Raw genomic sequence first — 22,035 nt, forward strand, 5'->3', positions numbered from 1 at the left:
CCGCCGCTGACGGTGGTGGGGGCCACAACCCGCAAAAGTCTGCTGTCAGGTCCGTTGCGCGACCGCTTTGGCATCCAGATGCACTTCGGCTTTTACGATGAAGAGGCGCTTTACCAAATCGTGCGCCGCTCCGCGGAAATCTTAGGCGTCACGGTGGAAGGCAGTGGCGGTCACGAAATCGCCCGGCGCTCCCGCGGGACTCCGCGCATTGCCAACCGATTGCTCCGACGAGTCCGTGATTTTGCGCAGGTTGCTGGGCTCACCGCCATCAACCAATCGATTGCCGACCAAGCCCTAGACGCTCTAGAAATTGACGAACTGGGGCTCGACCGCCTGGACCGCGCCCTGCTGCACACTCTGGTGCATAAGTACGGCGGTGGACCGGTGGGGCTGGAGACGCTCGCCGCTTCGACCGGGGAGGACAGCGGCACCATCGAAGATGTGTGCGAGCCTTATCTTCTGCAGCTTGGCCTTTTAGCCCGCACCCCCCGGGGGCGCACCGCCACGGCGGCGGCGTATCGCCACTTAGGCGTACAGCCTCCCGCGCGGGCGGATGAGCCGTCGTTGCCGCTTGATTAGGTCAGGTCTTTATCGCCTTATCAGTCGTGATTGGGAGGGCGAGGCTCCGTCCGAGCCGTTTTCTTGCAGCCCCCGTGCCACTGACGTGACTCCGCCTCGTCAGTGCTTCCTCGGAATGAGGGGAGGGCGAGCCTACTGGCGAGCCGAGATCATGGACATCGCTCCGCGCTGTCCATGGCACCCAATCTTCTCAAGAACAGGAGGGCGAGGCTCCGTCCGAGCCGCCTTCCCCAGGTTCTTGACACTCATCTGGCAACAACTCTTCAGAGCTTGCGCAGTGTCGGCTCGGACGGAGCCTCGCGCTCCCATCACCGATACAGAGAAGGCCCCCCAAAAAGGAAAAACCTACCCTCCGAACCCACCAACGCCGCCCAGCCGCTGACCGCGTCGCCCGGTGCCAAAATCGCCATTGAACGGAAACGCCTTCAGCCGGAAGAAGATCCCGATCTGCCGCCCCGGACGAAAGCCCGCCCGGTAGTCGCTCAGTTCCAGCACCAACTCCGAACAGTGCATGTCCCAGACCAGAGCGTACTGCTGGGCTTCCATCTGCCGGGTGTAGCCGTTGTAGTTCAGCAACACATCGGTGGAAAGTCGGCCCCATCGAAACGCGGTCATCTCAAAGCTCGCGGCCGCCCATTGGCTCCGACGACCATCGTAGCGCACACCCAGCGCAAATTCGGTCTCGCCGACCCGGAACAGGCTGTCGGCCCGAAACGTCCCCCAAACCTGCGCGAACGTATCGTAGAGCCCCGCAAACCGAAACTGAGAAGTCGCCCCTCGATAGTCGGCCCCGAGGCTCACCACTTGCCAGGGAACCTGACCCCGATCCCCTTGCAGCACATCGTATCCACTGCTGGCCCGGGCGCTCCAACCCCGCCCGGCCTGCCAATCCAAATCCACCGAAAACGCATCGGTGCGGCCCGTGCGGTCGATGGCCAGAGGCGTAAAGCCAAACTGGCGCAGGTTGCGGTAGTTGAGGCTGGCTCGCGAGCGCGGCAAGAACTCCCAATCCAGCCGACTGCCGTACTGCATGACATACTGCGCGGTGCCGTCGCTGTAAAGGCCCTGGAAAAATCGGCCGTCCCAGTTGATGCCAAGCGCGTTGGAAATGCGATCGCGCGCGCCGCCCCCGATTTCGAAAGTGGTACGGGTCACCGCCCCGGCGGCCGTCTGCTCATTGATCTCTCCGATGGACGTCGCCAGTCGAAACGGCACTTTGCGGCCCGCGGTTCGACCAAACAATCGGGTCGAGTCTGAGCTCAGACCAAACAGAGGATTGCGATCGGTGAGACCCGAAAACTGGGCGTCGCCCCCGGCCGGAATGGCCCGCTGCACAATGAACTCTGCCTCAAATGCCCCCACCGGACGCCGCGCCTGAAAGTTCAAGTCAACCCGGCGGCTCCGGTTGATGGAGGTCGCGCCCGAGCGCGCAAAGCTATCGTTGTAGGTGAGGCCAAGTTGCGTGTTCAGGCCGCCACTCCAGGCCCGAACATCAGAAAAAGTCGTGCTTTGGCTCACCGATTCAAAAGCCGTGGTTGCCGTCCCGGCCCTGAACCCGCTCAGGGTGGTGGTGGCCCCGCCTCGGCTCAAGGCATAGTTGAATCGGGCATTCGTGAGGGTGGTTTCGGGCGCGGTGAGGTAGTTGTTGCGCTGCCAGGTGGCATCTAAATCCAGCCGACCCGATCCAATGCCCTGCTGGTGATTCCAGCGGGCCAAGCCGGTCTGAGCCTGGTTGCCAAACAGCCCGTAAATCGAAAAGAGGCCCGACGTCTCGCCACGGTACCTTAGATCGCCCCCGGTGCCAAAGCCCAACCGAGTCATGTAATCCAGCCGGGTATCCCAGGTGTCTTGCCCGCGCAGCAAAGAGGTAAATCGGCTTTTGATGTAGTAGCCCTCTTCGCGGGTTTGCCCGAACTCCGGGATGTAACGGGGGCGGTCATCTATGAGCGGGATGACGAGCGACGGCAGACTGAGCAGCGTTCGATCGAGAACCCGAATCCGAAGGTTTTTGAAGACAACCCGGTCGCCGGGCGTGACCTCGGTTCGTTCGGCTTCAAACGTAAAGTGGGGATGCTCCCGATCGCAAGTGGTCAGCACCCCGTCAACGACATGAAAGTGAGTGCGCGGGTTGGCCACCGCTCGCTCGGTCAGTTCCCCCCCGCCCCCTTTCACGTACAGCGGAGCCCTGGCCACGCCTCCCGTGCGTTCCGGCGTGATTTCGGCTTGGCCTCGCTCAAATGTGTAATTTCTCTCCCGGAAATTGACCACGATCGATTCCGCCCGCACCCGCTCTTGATTTTGCAAGCCGTCTAGTCGGGCATTACCCTTTAACTGGTAAACCTCCGTCGCCCGATTGCCCTCGATCCGGTCGGCTTCCAGCTGGTAGCCCCGGAACCGCAGAACCACCCGTCCCTCCCACACGGTGACATCCCCCCGCGTGCTAATCCGCGCAGCATTGATTACGGTCAGGGGCTCGCCCGGATTGCCGACCGGCGGCGGAAGCTCCTGGGGAATCGGGGTCGCGCCCGGGCCAATGGGAATGTCCACCGGGGGAGAAGAACCCCGCTGACGCAATGCTTCGGCCGCCGCCAGGCCACCTCCGGTCAAACCTCCGACCTGAGCCCATGCGGCCACCGGCAAACTCACGACAACACCCAACGACCAGCCGCGCATCTACTCCACCCCTCGGCTCAACCACAACCCCAGCAAACCAAAGGCCGCCGCGGGAAGCCAAGCCGCCACCACGGGCGGGAGCCAGCCGTTCCGGCCAATGATGGTCGTGGCCACGATGTGGACGTTGTAGTACAGCATGATGGTGATAAAGCTGATGACAAGGCCTTGGAATGCACTGGCCCGGCTGAACCTCACCGCCAAAAACGCCGAGACCACCGCGAACACCAAACAACTGGCCGCAATAGAGAAACGTTCGTAGAAGGTCGTTTCGATCTCGCGGGTGCTTTGCCCGGCAATCCGGGCGGCTTCAATGCGCTCCCACAGCCCGCGCGCCGTTTCCAATTCGGGTCGGGCCATGCCCATCAGGTCTTGCAGGTCGATCCGCTGATTGATCACCACCGTTTCGGCATTCCGAATCCAGTTCAAAGTCTCCCCACTCACGATGTAGACCGCCGGGTTGGGAATCGTCCACACGCCTTTGCGATAGGTGGCCTCGGGGGCCATAAACAGGGTGATCTGACCCGGTTGGGGTCGGTCAATCAGCATCACTTCGCGCAAACGCAGATCTTCCCCGCGCTCCCGCTCCACCTGCCCGATCGCGGCCACGTAAGGGGGCAAACGCAGCATCACGTTTTGCTCAAACCGCGGCATCTGGCCCAGCATCATCAGGTCGGCGCTCAGCCGAAGGTGCTGTTGGGTGGTGCGCGGAACCACGCGCTCACTGATGAACCAACTGGCGGTCGAGATGGCCAATCCCCCCACCCACACCATAAGCAAGGCGCGCCGAATCGAAACTCCGGCACTTCGCATGGCGTTCAGCTCGCCCTCGCGCACAAATCGCGAGACCGCAAGCGAAGCCCCCAGTGCCACCCCGGTCGGCAAGGTGTAGGTCAACCAATACGGCATTCGCAACAACACCAGCTGCACAATCGCCTGCCCGGGGATATTGCTCACTTCAAGCTGTCGGTAAACGGCAATGAACTCGTTGGCGGCAAAAAGCAACGCAACGACCAGCGTCCCGGCCACCGTGGGCCAGAACAGTTCGCGCAATACCATTCGGTCGAGTCGCTTCAACGTCGCCTCACCGGGAACACCGCTCCCAACAGAAGGACGCACGCCGCGACCGTTGCGATGGCAATAAGCCCAATCCGCAGGGAGTTCGGCAGAGAAAGGGCCGCTAACCAAGGCAGACCGAGCGCAACGGTCACCGCACCCAACCATCCCAAAATGATGCGCCGACCGCTCGCCGGGAGCACAATACGGGAGCGAAAGTGCGCTTCTAAAAACCCATAGCCGCACTGGGTGCAAAGCACTTCATGAGCTTGATTCATGGTGCCGCACTTCGGGCAGACCAGCTCAACCTCTCGAGGATCTTGGGTCAGGTACGAGCGCCAGGTGCTCACCGACCGGTGCTCATTTTGAAAGGAGTCCGGGGGCATGGTCGACAGGCACTTGTCGCCGATGGCCACGGCCTGAGTGATCATGCCCCGGTGATAAAGCTTTTCGGCTAAACGAAACCGGGCCGACCAGTTTTGTGGTCTTTGGTAGAGCTGAGAATAGATCCCTTCGACTTGCTCAATCTCAATTTGCAGCATTTGACGCTGCGTAATGAGCCGCATCAAAATGGGAAACAAGACGGCGGTCGCGAGGGTGATTCCAAGGGTTGCGTAGCCAATGTACAGGTTCGGCGGACGGATGGCGGCGAAGAGTAGAAACAGCCCCACCGCAATGCAAAGCCCGGCCGTAATTGCATCTTCCTCGCCCAAAATGGCCCAGCGCAGGTGCATCACTGTCCACCCCGCCACCATCAACGTAACAATCACCGCAATCACGATGAGTTGAGGGTTGATGAGGAGCTCGTCGAAGTTCACCGGCGTTCTCCCTAGGCCGATGACTGCTCATCAGGGGCGGCGGGTTCTCCGCTCTTGACCTCTTTACGGCCAAATTCGAACCGCTTTTCTTCTCCACGCATCAAGCGACCGACATTTTCGCGGTGCTTAAACACGACAAACGCAGCCAGCAACCCAAACACCACTAGGTACGGGATCGAAAGCTGAAGCACGACTGCGCTGATCACCATGGCGACCACCGCAATCAGTGACCCAAGGCTCACGATGCGGGAAAACGCAAACACAATCCCAAATACCAGCAGCGCGATGCCCGCAACCAGCGGCTGTGATCCCACCAGCAGACCCAGACCGGTGGCGACCCCCTTGCCGCCCTTGAATCCCAAGAAGGGCGAAAAGATATGGCCGAGAACGGCAACCACCCCGGCGATTAGACCGAACTCGGGGCCGCTCAATCCCCACGCGCCCGAAGGCAACAGCAGTGGGGCCACCAGGCACGGCAAGGCGCCTTTGACAACATCGAGAAGGAGCACCACCGCCGCCGGCCCTTTGCCCAACGTGCGACCGACATTCGTCGCGCCGATGTTCTTGCTCCCGATGGCGGTGACATCCACCCCCATGGCCCGACCCACCAAGTAGCCAAACGGGATCGCGCCCAAAAAGTATGCGCCCACCAAAATCGCCACTTCAATCACGTCAACACCTTTGCCCGCATGGCTTCCCACTCCGCCCGAATTCGCGCCCGATCTTCGGCGTGCGACTTCAACAGCGATGGCACCGAGTCAAAGCCCTGCCATTCGGCCAGCGCTTCCAGTTTAGCCGGGGCCGGGGGCCAAGATTCATCCGGATCTTCACTCACGGCTCGCCATTGTCGCACGGCTTGGCCCCGGTGATGGGCGACCAAGAGTTCGCGAGCGGTAGAGCCTGAAAAAAGCCCGGCCTGAACCAGCGCCGCTAAACGTGATGCCGCATCGGCGGCGCCCCCCTGCGCCTCCGCCCCTAAATGGATGAGCGCCACCCCCAAGAGCCATGCAAAATCGTCGCTCCCCCCCGGGCCGAGCTTAAGGTCGGAAGGCCCCGCCGCCCGTTCTCGCTCAATCCGCAGCTTCATATGTCCCAGGTGCGCCCGCATTTCGGCCGCCCACGCCCCGGGGTAAGCAAGGGCCCGAACCTGCCCGAGTCCGGCGGGGGAGCCCACCACCAACCGACACCGGCCCAGGGCAAACCGCTCCCAAGGTTCTAAGTGCTGGGCGGCGTACAGCTCAAGGGCCGAGGCCCGGGTCGCCAGCCGACCAAACCGCCCTTCGGGCCGCAACCGCAGGTCAACCTTCATGGGAAGATCAGACCACGCTTTGAGCCACTGGGTGACCGCGGCCTCGGCCGCATCGGTGGGAACATCCGCGTCGAACCAGACAAGGGCATCCAAATCGCTGGTCGTCAACAGATCTTGGGCGCCCCAGCTCCCCAGAGCAATCACAGCCGAATGCGCCGGATCAAAGCTCCAAGTGGCTTGGGCGACGGCATCGGCCACATCCGACAGGCGTTGCCCCAGCGCGGGGCCTTCAGGCTCCAGAATCCCGGCCGCCACCGCCCCCCACCAGGCCGAGCGCACCAAGTCGGGATCGGCCCGGGTCAGCCGCATGGGCTCCAACACTTCTCCGCTCAAAAGCCTCTCGGCCAAGCCGGGCAGTCCGCGCGAAATCTCCAGCAATCGGGGGGCAAACTTTTCTAAAGCTTGCAATCGACTCAGGCTTTCCGGATTGGAGACCAGAACTTGCCTTGTTCCCGGGGCGGGCAAGGCCTGAACCCATGCTTCAATGGCCGGAGACCATGCGGCCTCGGCAGGCGCGGCAAAAGGAAAGAGCTGCTCATACCATCCCCGGACCCGATTCCTGAGTTCACTGAGGTTGTGGTCGAGTTCGTCCCGCGTCAGGCCCACGCTCTGCGCAATGGCCGTCTTTGCGGCGGCATCGCCCGGCAGTTGGTGTGTCTGCTGACCGTCCAAGATCTGCGCCCGATGCTCCAGTGTCCGCAACCGAATCAAGTCGTTTTTGAGGCTCTGCACGGCGTCGCTCGGGAGCGCGCCAAAGGCGCCCAGCGCATCCAGCGCATCGAGGGTCGGCTTGACCGTCAGCCCGGGCTCGCGATCGCCCAAAAGCATTTGCAGGGTCTGCACCAAAAACTCAATGTCCCGAATTCCACCCCGACCGCGCTTGAGGTCGTTGACATCCCCGAAAGATTCCGTCCGTGAGCGCAGCGCATGCAGCCCTTCCAGCACGGCTTCGGACCGCGCGCCCCGAAAAATGGTGCGTCGGCGCAACTCTTCCCACCGCGCATCGAGTTCGGCCGCGGGATCAAGCAGCCGGGTGCGAATGAGGGCCAAATGCTCCCAAGGTTCGGCGTACCTTTCGTAGTAGGCCTCCAGATTCCGCATGCGGCTCAAAAGCGGTCCGGTGCGACCAAACGGGCGGAGTCGCAAATCCACGCGGTACAAATCGCCGCGCCCCATGCGGTCGGCCAGGGCGGCCCGATAACCTTCAGCCCACCGCAAAGCCCATTTCTCCGTCTCTTCATCTGCGTCGTCACGAAGCACGAAGAGCAGATCAACATCCGAGAAAAAGTTAAGTTCATGCCCTCCTTGTTTCCCAAATACGGCCACGGTGACGGGGCAGACTTCGGGAAGAGTCTTCCCCACCCTCTCGGCCCGCGCTCGAATCTGACGCCAAACCAGATCACGCGCCTCCATCAAGAGGGCGTCGGCTAAATCGCTGAGCCCGCGCCAGACCTCAGGCTGCGGAACCAGGTCGCCTACATCGAGTGCGGCCAACCGCACCATGTGCCGCTGACGCACAAATCTCAGTCGATCCAACTGGTGGGCGTAGCTGCCGGTCGCCCCCATGAGGCGCTGCACTTCGGCCCGAATTTGCCCCACGGAGGGAGGGTGCAGCAAGAAATCCGGATCCAGCATCACATCCACCAGCTCCGGGTTTTGCACCAGAACATCGGTAAAAGATCGACTTAACGTGACAAGTCGCGCCAGCGTCTGCGCCAAGATTGGACTGGCCTGAAGGAGATCGATCACCGCCGCAGGAGAGCTCAATCGATCCAGCACATTCACAAATCGAATCGCCGCATCGTCGGCCACAGCTGACCCATGGAACCGCTCGTCGATCCACGGGCGCAAGGGCCGCAAAACTTTATCTTGGAGTCGGCGAACCGCGTCGCCCACCCTGGCCTCGTCCGAAAAGGCGCTCATGCCCGCTTGCGCTCCGTCTTGGGCCAGCGGCAGATCGACCTCAACGGACACTCGGGGCACCGCGGCGCTTTGGCCTGGCAGGTCAATCGACCGTGTTGAATGAGGAGGTTGTGGGTGGCAAACGCGGCTCCGGATGGCATCACCCGAGCCAGATTCGTTTGCACGCGCTCCGCCGATTCCGTCGTCGCCGCCCACCCGAGTCGCTTGACGACGCGCTCAACGTGGGTGTCCACCGGACACAGGTCGCGTCCCAAGGCAAAGCACGCAACAATGGCGACCGTCTTGGGCCCGACTCCCGGGATGGCTCGGAGCCATTCGACCATCGCCTCGGTTGACCAATCGCGCAGGGGCTCCAGCGTAAAGTCGCCAAAGGTTGACTCACAATGGCGTAGAGCGGCCTGGATGGCCTTGGCCTTTTGCCCCGCCAGTCCGGCCCGTTGAATCACCCGCTTCACGTCCTCTACATCCGCCGCGGCCAATTGGCCCCAGTCGGGATAGGCGGCCCGGAGCCGGGTGAAGGTCGGAAAGGTAGTGATATCCGCCCCGTGCTGGCTGAGAATGCAGCTGATCAACTCATCGAGCGGATCAAATCGAGGAAAGTAACGCGACGCCCCGTAGGCTGTGCTTAACGTGTTCAGAACGCCGGGCAGATCGCGCCGCGCCCGTTTCCAGCCCGCCGATATGGGTTTGTCTACCGCCGCCGCGCGCCCCGCCATCGCGTGCATGGTACCGACTCGACCGGGCCCCTGCCCTCCGAGTCATCCCCGTTTCCACCGATACTTGAGGCGGATCAATCATCATGAGCACGCCGCGCAGACTTGCCGTCATCATGGCCGGGGGATCGGGGGAGCGTTTCTGGCCCGTTTCCACGCGCGAGCGTCCGAAGCAGTTTCTGAATCTCTCGTCCCCCGAGGCAAGCCTGATTCAAGAAGCGGTAGGCCGCGCCGAATCAGCCGTCGGAGCGGGGCATGTGGGTGTCGTGACCGGACGTCATTTGGCCGCCGCCACCCTGGCCGCAAATCCCCAACTCACCCCTGACGAAGTGTGGGCCGAACCGGCCAAGCGCAATACCGGAGGCGCCATGGTGTGGACCGCCGCCAATGTGATGGCGCGCTACGAGGATTGGGCCACGGTCACGTTGGCCATGCTTTCGGCCGACCATCGGATCGGCCCGGAAGCCCGCTTTGTGGCCGACGTTCGCCTGGCGATGCAAGCCGCCGAAGATCACGGGGCCATCGTCACCATTGGCATTCAACCCACGCGGGCCGAAACCGGATATGGCTATATTGAAACAGCCGAACCTATTCCTTTAGTGGCCGGGGTTCACCACCCCGCCATGGTGGAATCGTTCCGCGAGAAGCCCGACCGGGCCACCGCCGAACTCTTCGTGCAGACCGGTCGATTTTTGTGGAACAGCGGCATGTTCTTTTTGACCATCCCGACTTTGCTGGCGGAGATGGAACACGCCGCTCCCGAACTTGCGGCCGCCACCCGGGCCATCGCCGGGCACTTGCGCGCCCACGAAATGTCGGCCGCGGAGTCTGCGTTTGCGGAGCTTCCGGACGTCAGTTTTGACTACGCGGTCATGGAGCGGGCCCGCAAGGTGATGGTGGTCGCGGCTACGTTTGACTGGGACGACCTGGGCAGTTGGGATGCGGTCGCCCGCACCTATCCGGCCGATGCCCAGGGCAACGTGGCGCTGGGCACTCTTCGCGCCGAGGACGCCGAGCAAAACGTGGTCTATGTGGACGGTACCAATCAGTGTGTGAACTTGCTGGGCGTAAGCGATTTGGTGGTGGTTGTCACCGAAGGCCAGGTTCTGGTTTGCCCGAAAGACCGGGCGCAAGAGGTCAAACGCCTGGCTCGACCGGCCCCATAGTCCAAACCCTTTCGGAAAACTGCGCTTTCTGCCCGTCTAAAGCCGTCTTTTGATCGGGCGGAACCTGACGAGACCCGTACATTCACCGATACTTCTGGCAGGGATCTTGCATCCCCTCCTCTTGCGCCGCCGGGTAGAATGTTCGCTAGTCGGCCAGGAAGGAATCCGCCGATGGCTAGCCTTATGACAAATGCCGCGACGACCCAAGTAGACCTGCCGCAGGGGCAGGGCCTGACCCTGGGTGACTTGACCAAAACGATTTCCCGGCAGAAAGGGATTTTTTGGTCCACGCTCATCTTGTCGATCCTGATCGGCGGGATCCTTTCGGTGGTGCTGCCGCCCCAGTTCGCGGCGGCGGCGGAAGTGCTGGTCACAGGTCCTTCTAACAACGGTTTGACCAGCGGCCCCGGCCAGGTTTTGAGCGAAATTGCGCCGCCGAACACCGGCTTTACCATGGCGACCTCGCTGGAAATTCTCCAGTCGCAACAGCTTTACTTCACCGCGCTTCAAACCGCCGGCATCGCGATTCCCCGCACCGAGCAAGAATTGGAGCAGCTTCCGCGCATCACCATCCGCCAAAAGCGCGATTCGCAAGTGTTTGTCGTGATTGCCGAAGGTGGAAACCGCGACCAAGTTCAAGAATTGGCGGCGAGCTACCCCCGCATTCTTCAAGACTATCTGGATAACCAAGTCCGCGACACCATCAGCCGCGGGGTTGAGTTCGTTCAAGGCCGCAAGAACGAAGAAGAAACCGCTCTCAAGGCCGCTGAGACGGAACTCGCCCGATTTAAGTCGACCAACGGCATTGTGGATGCCCGCGCTGAACTTGAGCGCCGCCTGAGCTCGGTGAACGCCATTCAGCAACAGCTGATCGATGCTCGCGCCGCGGCGGCCCGCAGCGAAGCTTCGCTTTCGGAACTTGAGCGACTTCTGGCGCAGACGACCAAGGTGCGCAACCGCGTGCTCACCGGTCAGAACAACGAACAGTTGTTCCGCAACCGGGAACGACTGAGCGAACTGAGAATTCAACGCGAAGCTCTGGCCACTCGGTACACCGATGAAGCCGAGGCGATGAAGGAGATCAACGCCCAAATCAAGCGTCAAGAAGAGCTGATCGCCGAGATCGACAAACAACTCAATCAGTCATTCACCGAATCGAACCCCGAATACGATGTGATGCTGCGCCGGGTGGCCGAAGCTCGTTCGGAGCGCGATGGTGCCGTCCAACGCCGCAACGAACTGGAAGGCCTGTATGCCGAAGGCGATCGCCGAGTCAAGGAACTGGTGAACTACGACACCACCGTTCGCGAACTGGATCGTCGGATTGCCCTTCACCAAACCAGCCTGCAAGATCTGACTCAGCTCAGCGAGCGGTTTAGCCTGCGCGACCAACAAATCACCGCTTCGGCCACCTCGCTGACGCAGTCGCCGCTGGCCCGCCAAACGCGACCCAACACGCTGCTGAACCTGGTGATTGCGACCCTGCTCGGCTTCACCTTGGCCGCCATCCTGGCCCTGGCCCGAGATGCCGTGCAAGACAAAGTCAACACGGTCGAAGAGGCCTACGTGCTCAGCCGCAAGGACATCCTGGCTCGCATCCCCGAGCGAGCGGGCGCTAAGAGTCCGCTGATCACCGATCCCCAGACCAGCTTGGCCTTTGAAAGCTACCGCGTCTTGCGTTCGGTCATTGGCTTCTCTGCCGCCTCAGAGCCGATTAAGTCTTTGCTGGTGACCTCGACCTTGCCGAAGGAAGGTAAGACTGTGGTGGCTTCGAACCTGGCCGTCGCCTACGCCCTCAACGGCCAACGCGTGTGCTTGGTGGATGCCTCGTTCCGCAACCCGGCGGTTCACCGCATCTTCAACAAGAACGATAAGCCCGGTCTCGGCGATGTGCTGCTGGGCAGCGCCACCGTGGACAGCGTGCTTTCCGATACGCCCGTCCCCGGCCTGCAAACCGTGAATGTGGGCACCACGCCCGCAAACGCCACCGAAGCCTTGGGCAGCGCCCGCATGAAGTCGATTTTGGACGAACTGGAAAATCGGTTCGACATGGTCATCATCGACACCGCCGCGTGCCTTGCCTTGGCCGATACGCCTTCGCTTGCGCCTCTCTGCGATGCTTCGATCATGGTGGTTCACCTGGGCAAACCCAGCAAAACCGAGTTCAGCGAAGCGGTGGGTCTGCTCCGCGCGGCTTCGCCTCGCATGCTTGGGGTGGTTCACAACCGCCTGCGCGCCCGCATGACGCGCCTGACCAAGGTCTAAGCCTCGACCTCATCATCAGCCTGGAGGAGACAAGAACATGGATACCCAAGCCAACCTCTTGCCTCCTCCGCTTATGACGGGGACGCAAGATATTCCGGCCTCGGCGCGACGCCTTCCCCACCTTTTTCTGCTCGGGCTCTTCATTATTTTGCCGGGCCTTGAACTGGTCGCTGCCGTGACCGGGGGCGAACCTGATCTCTTCTTCTCGGCCATGTGGGCCGTGTTGATCATCCTCGCCTTTTGGGGTGAAAGTTACGGCCGGGTGGTCAGCGGACTGCTGGCCGTCGACATTGTCCTGCTGGCCTGCACGATCTCGGGATTCCCCGGGATGTACGCCCAGCTCGGTACCGCCGGCGTCTTTTCAACCCTTGCCTTTGGCCTGTTCCTCGTCATCCGGAACATTTGTACATTCATCATTGCTCCGCGAAGCCGGGTCTTGATGAGCATGGATTATCTCAAGATTACGGTCGGCTACATGTACGCCGGCGCCCAGATGATCATGCTCGCGAGCGTTGCATTCTTCGCGACTCGGGGCGCCCTTGGGCTGTCGAACCGTCGTTTTTTGGCTGAGGACTGGCTGCACCCCAACAAACTCGGGGTCTATGCCGGTTTGGCCATCCTGCTCTCGTTTGTGGCCAAAGAGATCCCGGCCTGGATTCGCACTCTGGGGGGCCTGCTCGGGCTGTACATGCTGTTGCTTTCGCAGAGCCGCGCCGTGATCCTCACCGTGCTCGTGGTTGGCTTTGCCATCTGGATTCTCTCCCTCAAAAATCGATCGGGGAAGGCGCTGATTTTGAGCTTGGTGAGTGCATTTGTTCTCGGCACGGCCCTCATCGCGTTCGCCCCGGCCCTGGCCGAAGTCGGTCCGATCAAGAGCATGATCGACCGAACCGACCGCGTTGACCCCACCGCCGGACGCATCGACGTCATGCAGGTTGCGGCGGAGGAATGGACTCGAACCCCGTTCTCCACCCTATTTGGATATGGCTACCGAAACGGGATCTTTGTGGATAACGCCGTTTTTAGCTACGGGACTGAAACCGGCGTGATTGGGCTTACCCTTTACGCCGCATTTATGCTGGCGGTTTTGGCGGCCAGCATCCGCATTTACTACATTGCCAAAGACCGAACCACCGAACGGCTGGCGATGCTGACCATTGTGCTTGGGTTAGCGGTGATTGTCCGTGGTCTGGCCGAGCGCTCCCACGCGTTCCAACTTTCCGACTTGGTCTCGAACTCGTTCGTTTTCTCCTCCGGACTTCTCTTTGCCTCCCAGTTCGCCAAGAAGCGGGCCCGCGCTCCCCAGCCGGCCGCAATCGAACCCGAAATCGCTACCCCGGTTCTGCAGCCAACGCGCTAGCGGCGATTCTCCGCGCCTCAAATCGGAAGCGGATGAGCGATACCAAGAAGAATGCAAATGCGCCCAGGGCAAGCGCATTCAACACCCCTGCTAATCCATAAGGGCCCAGCCACGCGAGCATCAAAACAACCTGTAACGCTGCCTTCCCGAGCGAAACGTAGCCAAACCACCACAAGTCGGCGGTCACATTCACCAGGTTGCGCGCGGCGCCTTCAAACAGGAGTCCGAGCCCCAAAGCCAGGGCCGACATGGCGATGGGCCAGGTGATCTCATAATCGGGAAACATGATGGACAGCACGGGTTGCGCCGCCACCAAGCCAAGGAGGGCCAGACCCGCGGAAAAAGCGGTAAGGATGCCAAGCGACTTGATCACGACCCTGCGGGGCCAAGCCGTCTGACCTTCGAGCAACGTCTTGCGAACCGCAGGAACCATGGGGGCGAGAATCATTTCCGGAATGGTGCCCCCCACCCGGGCAATTCCGAGCAGGATGGTGGCGAGAGCAACCGTCTCCTTCGTCGTTTCGCCCAGGATTCGGGTCGCTCCCGCCATCCAAGCCATCTCGCTCAACATGTACACGGTCGCCGCCAGGTTTGCGGCCAAAAGTTGCTTGGATTCCGGCACCTTAAGCCAGCGAAACCCCCGCCACAAATGCGGAAAGTCGCGGAAAAAGAAAATCGCTTGGATCGGCCGTACCAAAAGCGTGGCACCGAGCAGCGCAAGGGTCACCAAGAACACCGATGGCCACGACTGCAAAAAGCTCACAAGCAACAGGATCTGCAAGGAAAAAGTGGCTAAAGCCCCCAGTCGCCCCTTAAAGTCTTGCAGTCGCGCCGTGTAGTACTGGTCGATGCCCAAGAACAGCGAGGACGCAAAAGAGAGTCCGGTCGCCAAGAAGGCCACGTCTACAACCGCGCGCCCCGACTCGCTAAAGGCACTCCCAAAAAGCAGAGTAGGTGGAGCCGCGATCAAGAGGAGCGCGATGATCGAGTGGAGCAAGATGGCGAATAGCAGGTTTGTCCACCAAGAGCTCCAAAACCAGTCGCATTCTTCATCCTTTTGGGACTCTTCAACCTTGGAAAGAATCACCAAGAGCCCCGGCCCGTTGCCCAGGTTAAGCGTGTTCACCGTTCCCAGCAAGCTATTGGCGGCCCCGAACAAGGCGAGCTTGCCCTGCAGCACATTGAGCACCCAAGGCATGGTGACGAACTGAAGCAGAAAACCAACGATTTTCGACGCCGCCGAGACGAGTAAAGCCTTCTTGAGGCCTTTTTTCGCCCGCACCTGCAAAGAATCAGGAGCCGAGGTCACCTCTGGCTCCTGATGGGTTTCTGCGTTCATACGACCAAGAATACCGCTGGTCGATATGCCCGATTACAAAACGCCTTTCGTCGTTTCGTTCGCCTGATCCAAGAAGGAGATCGCGTAACGAATGAGCGTTTCCCGGTCGACATCGGGCGTCATCGCGATAAAGCGATAAGAGAAACCGACACCCGGCTTGCCCTGGGTCAGCTGATGCATAAAGAAGTCCAGCTTCGCTCCCTGGTAGGTGTTGAACCGACGCGGAGATCGGAACAAGTAAATGGCATCTTGCTCACGGCCATCCTTATACAGCAGCATTTTCGAGACCACCACCTGACCTCGGGTACGCGTATTCAGCAGTACCTGCTGCATATTGCGAACCTCCCAGCCCTGAGCGGTGAAGCAAACCTGCTGGTCATGGAAGGCATCCATCGAGTCGCCCGCAATCACCACCACGTCAATTTCCCGACCGGCTTCGTCCTTCACGCGCTGGGCGGCAATCCCAATCGGATCCAGCTTCTCGTAGGACATTTCATCCATCTTGTAGCTGATCTTCGGGTTAGCGGAATCCTTAGCCTGCACCCGGAAGCCTTCCACCTCGGTCGGCATCATCTCAACCAGCCAAGATTCCGGCTGTCGAGGGAACGACTGCTGATAGAACAGACCTGCGGCACCGGTGAGGGCCAACAAGGCAAAGGCGGCAATAAACTTCGGATTCATACTTTCCAACCAAGTCCTTTAGCGGCGATGTAGAGCAAATAGAACGCGAGAACCAAAGTACCGTAGCTGCCGTAATCGTGCATCCACATTCCGGCATCATGACCGCCCTGGTTGCCCACCACTCCAATGAGGGCGATGCGCAAGGCGTTGATCGCAATGCTGAGCGGAATCGCCAGCGCAATCAGAGTCAAGTTGCCCCACCATTTGAGCCGGGCAATCATGATGATAAACATCACGCTGCTGGCCATGGCCAGGGTCAGTTTCATGCCGCTGCAAGCGGCGGCAACGTTCAACGTAAAGTTGTTGAGGTCGATGATCGTCGGGGCCCGGCGGAAGGGGTCAAAACCGGCCACATTCAAAATGTGGTAGGCACCTTCCGTCGAAAGGATTTGGGCACCATTCGTATTGTTATCCACAAAGCTTGTCCAAACCGGCAAGCCCAAGGTGGCAAAGATCATCAGGGGAATCGAGACCAGCACCCACCGGAAGCCCATGACAAGCCAAATCACGCAGCCGGTCATGGCCAGCATGAGCAGCGTCATCACGGAGCCAAACACGCCCGAATTCGAGCCGATGATGGTCAGATACATGATCGCCAGCATCGGAACGATGGCAAACCAGGATCCCTTGATGGGAATGTGCTGCAGCCGATCCCAGTTGGCCCACACAATGTAGGCAATTGCAAACGGGATCAAGGGTCCGTGTTGGTACAGGGTGTCTGGGTCTGTCCATTGCATCCAGATCAACTGGAACAATGGCCAAAACGCAAAAATGACCGCCCCGGTGAGCAGCAAGATGGCCTGCGTCACTGGCATCTTGAGAATTTCGAGCGCTTTCTCAACCGAAAAACCGCCTTCAGCGGCGGGCGCGGGGCCCGTATCCGGGAGCTTATCGGCGGCGTCTTCTGCCATTCCTGCCATCAGTCGTTCATTCTCCTATCCGTTGCGGTGGCCCACCAGCGCACCCTTTCTTTCAACCCGCTATGGCGGCGAAGGGTTCCCGGCGAACACCGAATGTTCTTACGTCTTTTCGGAGCAAAGGCCGTGCCGCATGCCCCGACAACGGTCAGTTCTGCCGCAAGAACCAGCACAAATACAAGTGCCGCCCCGAACCGAAGGGGAACTTCGGCGCGATGGCGGCATGGTACCCAAGAGCGCGTTTGGGCAACGTTCAGTCTCAGTCCAAAAACCGATCGGGGGTCGCCCAGTCGGGGCCGGCGGAGGCAAACGCCTTGGGCTGAGCCCATTCCACGTGCTGGCTCGGCACAATATCGATGCCCGCCCATCCCTTGGCCGCGTACATTCCCGAATACGCGATGTACATCATGGCCGCCACAAAGGCGATGAATCCCAAGCCCTTGATCTGGAACTGCAAGATGTCGAGCCATTCTTGCTCGGCCATGCTGGCCCACACCGATTGACCGGCCAAATCGTTCCGCAGACCCTTGCGTCCGGCTTCGGGACGAGCCTGGTCAAACGGAATGATGATAATTTCTGTCTCGCGGGGTTGAAGTGCCGCCTTGCGTAACGCGCCCATGTTCCAGTTATCGGAACAAAAAGCGTGCCAACCAGACGGCACCTGACCCGCAAAATTACTCGACCGTCACCGATTTAGCCAAATTACGTGGTTGGTCGATCTCACAACCCCTGGCCCGAGCCATGTGATAGGCCAAAAGTTGAAGCGGAACCACGGTCAGCAAAGCGTTCAGGGCAGGATCGCCCGCGTTCGGAACGGTCAGCACCTCGTCAGCCACGCCGTCTAGGCTGTGGTCATCTTCGGTGGTCAGCGCCAACACATAGCCGCCTCGGGCCTGTACTTCCTTCATGTTGCTGGCCGTTTTCTCGCGGATTCCCTCATCGGTCGCCCCAAATACAGCCAACACTCCATCCTCCACCAAAGCCAAGGGGCCGTGCTTCATCTCTCCCGCCGGACACTCTTGGGTCGGGACGTAAGCGATCTCCTTCAGCTTCAGCGCGGCCTCGAGCGCAACGTGGGCATCGGCCCGACGTCCGAGGAAGAACACCAGCGGAGGCGCCTTGAATCGCTCGGCAATCTCCTTCACCTTGGCCTCGTTCTCAATCGTTTCCTGAACCAAATCGGGGAAGCGGCGGAGCTCGCGCACCATCTCATCGGTGCGGAAGCCCGGGGTCTCCTTCACTTGGGCAATGTGCAGCGTGAGCAGCGTGAACACCAACACCTGCGCCAAGTACGCCTTGGTACTCGCGACCGAGATCTCCGGGCCCGCCTGGGTCAAGACAACGCGGTCAACCTCGCGGGCGATGCTGCTGCCCACCACGTTGACGATGCCAAGGGTGCGGATGCGGCGCTGCTGACACAGGCGAAGGGCCGCCAGCGAATCGGCGGTTTCGCCCGACTGGCTCACAAAAATCGCCAGGGATCGGTTAGAAAGCAAGGGGTCGCCGTAGCGGAATTCCGAGCTAAAGTGCACGCTCGTAGGGAGCTGCAAAAACCGCTCGAACATGTGCTTGCCCATCAGGCCCGCGTGGTAGGCCGTTCCGCAGGCAATGATGTCCACCCGGTCGATCTCTTGCCAGACCGGGTCGCTGAACAAGCCGTCGAGTTTGACCCGGTCGCCCTCCAATCGACCCGCCAAACACTGACGCACCACATCCGGCTGCTCATGAATCTCCTTGAGCATAAAGTGCTCGTAGCCGCCCTTTTCCGCGGCAGCCACATCCCAATCCACTTCAAACGGATTGGCTTCAACCGCGCGGCCATCGAGTCGTGAGATTTCCACCGCGTGTTCGGTCACCACGGCGATCTCATCGTTTTCCAAAATCCGCACCCGACGGGTGTAGGGCAACAACGCCGGGATATCGCTCGCGACCATGTTTTCCCCCTCCCCAAAGCCGATGACCAGGGGGCTCGCGTTACGCGCACATACAATCTTGCCGGGCTCGCGAATGCTCATCACCACAAAGGCAAACGCGCCGCGCATCTTCTTGACGGCTCGACGCACCGCCTCTTCTAGGCTGATTTCAGCCTCATATTCCCGGCCAATCACATGGGCGGCAACCTCCGTGTCGGTTTCGCTCTGGAACACGTGGCCGTGCCGAATCAGCTCTTCTTTCAGCTCAAGGTAGTTCTCAATGATCCCGTTGTGAATCAGAGCAATGGTGCCCGATTGGTCGTAGTGGGGGTGGGCGTTGCGATCGGTCGGACCTCCGTGGGTGGCCCATCGACTGTGGGCGATGGCCATGTCGCTCGTCGGCTTTTCTTCATCCACCAGTTTGCGGAGCTCGCCCAGCTTTCCGGCCCGCTTGAGAGTCTTGAGCCGACCATTCTCGCGGAAGGCAACGCCTGCGCTATCGTAGCCCCGATATTCCAGGCGCTTGATCTGATCGAGCACGACCTCCACCCCGTTTTTTTGACCGACGTACCCCGCAATGCCACACATAATGAACCGTAGGATACTCTCCCCGCGAAAAACCCTCCCGTCCCGGATCATTCGCTCCCAGAACAACCGCCCCACCGGCCTGCACACACTCCCTTAAGGTTCCGACGTTACAATGGGAAGATCACCCGCGCAAGCGAGTGTGGATGGAGGATGTATGGGCCAAGGACTGCCAGTCCGCAAAGTGTTGCAAGTGCACAACCGTTACCGGTGGAGTCCGGGCGGTGAAATTTCGGTTCTCGAAGCCGAAGCCGCCCTCATGCGCGCCCGCGGGGTGGAAGTCGCCCAGTTCTTTGTCGACAACTCCGATGACGCCGTTTCCGGCCTCAAAAACAAGCTCAAGACCGCGACCGACTGCGTCTGGTCACCCTCAGCGCGTAAGGCGGTACGCGCCGCGATTCGCGAGCATCGGCCCGATCTCATCCACGTTCACAATTTCTTCGTTCACCTTTCGCCCAGCGTCTATTGGGCCGCGCACGATGAACGCATCCCGGTGGTGCAGACGCTCCACAACTTCCGCCTCTTGTGCGCCGAAGCCTCGTTTTTGCGGGACAACCGGCCTTGTCAAGACTGCGTCGGCAAGGCCTTCCCCGCCCCGGCCCTGAAGCACAAGTGTTACAAGGGGTCGCTCGCGGGAACGGTACCGCTCGTGGCCATGCAGGTGGTGAACCGGCTCAACGGCAGCTTCACCAAAAAGGTGAATGCCTACATTGTGCTGAGCGAATTTGCCAAGGAGATCTTCACGCGCGGCGGACTCCCGGCTCACCGATTGCACGTCAAACCAAATTTTGCTGATCGAGCAGAGTTGGAGCAAGGACACGAACGCAACTCACATTTTGTTTTCGCAGGGAGGCTCTCCCCTGAGAAGGGCGGCTCAGTACTCGTAGAGGCTTGGACGAAAGCCCCACCTCCAGGATGGACGTGCCTGATCTTGGGGGAGGGGCCAGAACGGGAAGAGCTACAACGGGCCTCAACTCATGTGCCATCGCTTCAATGGCTTGGATGGCGAGAGTTCGAAGAAGTTGGACGACTGGTAGCTCAGTCCAGATTCCTAGTTAACAGTTCGGTGACCTACGAAAGCTTCGGCCTGAGTCTTGTAGAAGCACTCGCCAGAGGAACGCCTTGCATCGTGCCGAATCATGGGCAAATGCCCGAAATCTCTGGCGTGAGCGACGTGTCTTTAGGTTTTCGACCAGGGGATCCCAACGACCTGCACCGCGTTTTGCATCAAGCCGCCGCCATGGCCGACGAAGAGTGGCAGCACCGCTCCGACGCCGCCCGTGCCCGCTATGAGGCTCACTTTACGGCCGAGCGAAACTTTGAACAGCTAATGGATGTTTACCGGGCTGCCCTGGCGGACTTTGAGGATCAACGATGAAACAAGCCCTTGTCACTGGCGGAGCCGGATTCATTGGTGGCCACCTCGTCGAAAGCCTGGTGGCCCAGGGCGTTCAGGTGCGGGTGATTGATGACTTCAGCAATGGACTCGCCCAAAACCTTCAATCGGTGCGCGATGAGATTGAAGTGATAGAGGCAAGCATCGAAAACTTTGATGCGCTTTCGCAGGCCGCCGAAGGGTGCGACACGCTTTTCCATCTTGCGGCGGTCAGCAACGTTGCCCAGACCCTGCAATTTGCGGCCCAGGCCCACGCGGTCAATGCCACCGGCACGCTGCATGTGCTGGAAGCCGCCCGGGCTCACGGTTGCCACGTGGTCTACAGCAGTTCGGCCGCCACATACGGCGACACCCCCGAACTCCCCAAGCTTGAATCCGGAGAGACCGCCCCCATCTCGCTCTACGGCACCCAAAAGCTTTTGGGAGAACACTACTTACGAAACTACGGCGACCTGTTCGGGGTCACGGGCGTCGCGCTCCGCTACTTCAACGTGTACGGTCCGCGTCAACGACCTGATTCACCCTACAGCGGCGTGATCTCCATTTTTGCCGACCGGGCCCGGCGCGGCGAGGCCATCACCATTTTTGGGGATGGCCAGCAGACCCGAGACTTTGTCTATGTGGCCGATGTGGTCGCGGCCAACATCGCGGCGGCCGGTTACCGACATCCCTTCCAAGCCGCCATCAATGTGGGGACGGGCCAAGAAATCGATCTCAATCAGCTCGCCCAAACCATGATCTGGCTCACCTGGGATCGATCCGTCCTCGGCTACGGGCCCCGCCGTGAGGGCGACATCGTGCGGTCGGTCGCCAATGTCGATCGGCTGAAAACGGAGCTGGGCGTCGTGGCCCAAACCGATCTGGCCACCGGACTCAAGCACCTTCTCGATAGCCTCGGCTAGTCGGTGATGGGCGGACGCGGCTTGATCGGTCGGCACGGATTCCCGGCGCAGATCATCCATTTGGGCACGTCTTTGGTCACCACCGATCGACTGGCCACAATGGCACCTTCTCCTACCGTAACCCCCGGGGCCACAAAACATCCCGCAGCCACCCAAGCTTGGTCTTCCACCGTGATGGGAAAGAAAATGAGCGGAAAGCTCGCCTTTGTGTAGTCGTGGGTGCCGGTGCACAGATAGCTGTACTGGCTCACCACCGCCTGCCGCCCGATCTTGACCGGCGCATAGTTGTAGATATCCACATCCCAGCCAATCCAGGCCCCATCGCCAATCTCCAGCTCCCACGGAAACAGCACCCGCGCCCGATTGCTCAAAAGCACATTCTTGCCAACTTTCGCCCCAAACAGGCGCAAAACGGCGCAACGCCAACCATTAAAAAACAGGCG

Annotated in this window: 18 protein-coding genes; 6 read left to right on the top strand and 12 right to left on the bottom strand. The window is 60.6% G+C overall.

The features are described from left to right. Window positions 1-579: Holliday junction DNA helicase RuvB C-terminal domain-containing protein (locus tag ACLD7X_RS12305; RefSeq protein WP_411423932.1), on the top strand; the 579-nt coding region annotated here is incomplete at its 5' end. A gap of 345 nt (window positions 580-924) precedes the next feature. Here ACLD7X_RS12305 and ACLD7X_RS12310 read toward each other — a convergent pair. From ACLD7X_RS12310 to ACLD7X_RS12335, 6 genes are all read right to left on the bottom strand, one after another. Beyond that, a complete protein-coding gene (locus tag ACLD7X_RS12310) occupies window positions 925-3,126 on the bottom strand; it encodes an LptA/OstA family protein (RefSeq protein ID WP_425625189.1) in 2,202 nt (733 codons plus the stop codon). A gap of 126 nt (window positions 3,127-3,252) precedes the next feature. Next, window positions 3,253-4,308 (bottom strand): LptF/LptG family permease, encoded by a 1,056-nt coding sequence (locus ACLD7X_RS12315; RefSeq protein WP_411423934.1) that lies wholly within the window; start codon window positions 4,306-4,308, stop codon window positions 3,253-3,255. A gap of 14 nt (window positions 4,309-4,322) precedes the next feature. After that, window positions 4,323-5,123 (bottom strand): zinc ribbon domain-containing protein, encoded by an 801-nt coding sequence (locus tag ACLD7X_RS12320; RefSeq protein WP_411423935.1) that lies wholly within the window; start codon window positions 5,121-5,123, stop codon window positions 4,323-4,325. Window positions 5,124-5,134: 11 nt separating this feature from the next. After that, a complete protein-coding gene (plsY, locus tag ACLD7X_RS12325) occupies window positions 5,135-5,794 on the bottom strand; it encodes a glycerol-3-phosphate 1-O-acyltransferase PlsY (RefSeq protein WP_411423936.1) in 660 nt (219 codons plus the stop codon). Continuing rightward, window positions 5,791-8,406, bottom strand: a complete 2,616-nt coding sequence (locus ACLD7X_RS12330; protein ID WP_425625190.1) for a [protein-PII] uridylyltransferase family protein — start codon at window positions 8,404-8,406, stop codon at window positions 5,791-5,793. The genes plsY and ACLD7X_RS12330 overlap by 4 nt, the downstream gene beginning before the upstream one ends. Next, on the bottom strand, window positions 8,352-9,080 hold the full coding sequence (locus tag ACLD7X_RS12335) for an endonuclease III domain-containing protein (protein WP_411423938.1): 729 nt from the start codon (window positions 9,078-9,080) through the stop codon (window positions 8,352-8,354). Before ACLD7X_RS12335 ends, ACLD7X_RS12330 begins: the two co-directional genes overlap by 55 nt. Before the next feature lie 74 nt (window positions 9,081-9,154). Here ACLD7X_RS12335 and ACLD7X_RS12340 point away from each other — a divergent pair, with 74 nt between their 5' ends. The 3 genes from ACLD7X_RS12340 (at window position 9,155) to ACLD7X_RS12350 (ending at window position 13,859) form a co-directional block, all read left to right on the top strand. Next, window positions 9,155-10,234, top strand: a complete 1,080-nt coding sequence (locus ACLD7X_RS12340) for a mannose-1-phosphate guanylyltransferase (RefSeq protein WP_411423939.1) — start codon at window positions 9,155-9,157, stop codon at window positions 10,232-10,234. A gap of 171 nt (window positions 10,235-10,405) precedes the next feature. Further along, a complete protein-coding gene (locus tag ACLD7X_RS12345; protein WP_425625191.1) occupies window positions 10,406-12,499 on the top strand; it encodes a polysaccharide biosynthesis tyrosine autokinase in 2,094 nt (697 codons plus the stop codon). Window positions 12,500-12,536: 37 nt separating this feature from the next. Then, entirely contained in the window at window positions 12,537-13,859 is a 1,323-nt protein-coding gene (locus tag ACLD7X_RS12350) for an O-antigen ligase family protein (protein ID WP_411423941.1), read from the top strand. Here the strand turns inward: ACLD7X_RS12350 and ACLD7X_RS12355 are convergent. The 5 genes from ACLD7X_RS12355 to glmS form a co-directional block, all read right to left on the bottom strand. After that, entirely contained in the window at window positions 13,831-15,198 is a 1,368-nt protein-coding gene (locus ACLD7X_RS12355; protein WP_411423942.1) for a lipopolysaccharide biosynthesis protein, read from the bottom strand. The genes ACLD7X_RS12350 and ACLD7X_RS12355 overlap by 29 nt on opposite strands. Before the next feature lie 33 nt (window positions 15,199-15,231). Continuing rightward, window positions 15,232-15,879, bottom strand: coding sequence for an exosortase-associated EpsI family protein (locus ACLD7X_RS12360; protein ID WP_411423943.1), 648 nt, complete (start codon window positions 15,877-15,879; stop codon window positions 15,232-15,234). Continuing rightward, the gene (locus ACLD7X_RS12365) at window positions 15,876-16,790 is read right to left on the bottom strand and encodes an exosortase/archaeosortase family protein (RefSeq protein WP_411423944.1); all 915 of its coding nucleotides are present in this window, start codon (window positions 16,788-16,790) and stop codon (window positions 15,876-15,878) included. Before ACLD7X_RS12365 ends, ACLD7X_RS12360 begins: the two co-directional genes overlap by 4 nt. A 265-nt stretch (window positions 16,791-17,055) precedes the next feature. After that, the gene (locus ACLD7X_RS12370; protein ID WP_411423945.1) at window positions 17,056-17,415 is read right to left on the bottom strand and encodes a hypothetical protein; all 360 of its coding nucleotides are present in this window, start codon (window positions 17,413-17,415) and stop codon (window positions 17,056-17,058) included. Window positions 17,416-17,470: 55 nt separating this feature from the next. Further along, window positions 17,471-19,348: a glutamine--fructose-6-phosphate transaminase (isomerizing) gene (glmS, locus tag ACLD7X_RS12375; RefSeq protein WP_411423946.1), complete on the bottom strand. Its 1,878-nt coding sequence runs from the start codon at window positions 19,346-19,348 to the stop codon at window positions 17,471-17,473. Window positions 19,349-19,451: 103 nt separating this feature from the next. Here glmS and ACLD7X_RS12380 point away from each other — a divergent pair, with 103 nt between their 5' ends. Next, a complete protein-coding gene (locus ACLD7X_RS12380) occupies window positions 19,452-20,672 on the top strand; it encodes a glycosyltransferase family 4 protein (RefSeq protein WP_425625192.1) in 1,221 nt (406 codons plus the stop codon). Then, window positions 20,669-21,592 (top strand): NAD-dependent epimerase/dehydratase family protein, encoded by a 924-nt coding sequence (locus ACLD7X_RS12385; protein ID WP_411423948.1) that lies wholly within the window; start codon window positions 20,669-20,671, stop codon window positions 21,590-21,592. Before ACLD7X_RS12380 ends, ACLD7X_RS12385 begins: the two co-directional genes overlap by 4 nt. On the opposite strand, the gene ACLD7X_RS12390 is transcribed toward ACLD7X_RS12385, so the two are convergent. Next, on the bottom strand, window positions 21,589-22,032 hold the full coding sequence (locus tag ACLD7X_RS12390; RefSeq protein ID WP_411423949.1) for a WcaF family extracellular polysaccharide biosynthesis acetyltransferase: 444 nt from the start codon (window positions 22,030-22,032) through the stop codon (window positions 21,589-21,591). The two genes, ACLD7X_RS12385 and ACLD7X_RS12390, sit on opposite strands and share 4 nt — an antisense overlap. Window positions 22,033-22,035: the final 3 nt, after the last annotated feature.

Origin of the sequence: Aphanothece microscopica RSMan92 (genome assembly GCF_046613545.2) — a bacterium.
Classification (GTDB): domain Bacteria; phylum Cyanobacteriota; class Cyanobacteriia; order PCC-6307; family Cyanobiaceae; genus NIES-981.

Excerpts from the sequence above, each read along its gene's own strand:
- ACLD7X_RS12315 (WP_411423934.1), bottom strand. The coding sequence starts at position 4,308 with ATGGTATTGCGCGAACTGTTCTGGCCCACGGTGGCCGGGACGCTGGTC.
- ACLD7X_RS12335 (WP_411423938.1), bottom strand. The coding sequence starts at position 9,080 with ATGCACGCGATGGCGGGGCGCGCGGCGGCGGTAGACAAACCCATATCG.
- ACLD7X_RS12340 (WP_411423939.1), top strand. The coding sequence starts at position 9,155 with ATGAGCACGCCGCGCAGACTTGCCGTCATCATGGCCGGGGGATCGGGG.
- ACLD7X_RS12345 (WP_425625191.1), top strand. The coding sequence starts at position 10,406 with ATGGCTAGCCTTATGACAAATGCCGCGACGACCCAAGTAGACCTGCCG.
- ACLD7X_RS12350 (WP_411423941.1), top strand. The coding sequence starts at position 12,537 with ATGGATACCCAAGCCAACCTCTTGCCTCCTCCGCTTATGACGGGGACG.
- ACLD7X_RS12355 (WP_411423942.1), bottom strand. The coding sequence starts at position 15,198 with ATGAACGCAGAAACCCATCAGGAGCCAGAGGTGACCTCGGCTCCTGAT.
- ACLD7X_RS12360 (WP_411423943.1), bottom strand. The coding sequence starts at position 15,879 with ATGAATCCGAAGTTTATTGCCGCCTTTGCCTTGTTGGCCCTCACCGGT.
- ACLD7X_RS12365 (WP_411423944.1), bottom strand. The coding sequence starts at position 16,790 with ATGGCAGAAGACGCCGCCGATAAGCTCCCGGATACGGGCCCCGCGCCC.
- ACLD7X_RS12370 (WP_411423945.1), bottom strand. The coding sequence starts at position 17,415 with ATGGGCGCGTTACGCAAGGCGGCACTTCAACCCCGCGAGACAGAAATT.
- glmS (WP_411423946.1), bottom strand. The coding sequence starts at position 19,348 with ATGATCCGGGACGGGAGGGTTTTTCGCGGGGAGAGTATCCTACGGTTC.
- ACLD7X_RS12380 (WP_425625192.1), top strand. The coding sequence starts at position 19,452 with ATGGGCCAAGGACTGCCAGTCCGCAAAGTGTTGCAAGTGCACAACCGT.
- ACLD7X_RS12385 (WP_411423948.1), top strand. The coding sequence starts at position 20,669 with ATGAAACAAGCCCTTGTCACTGGCGGAGCCGGATTCATTGGTGGCCAC.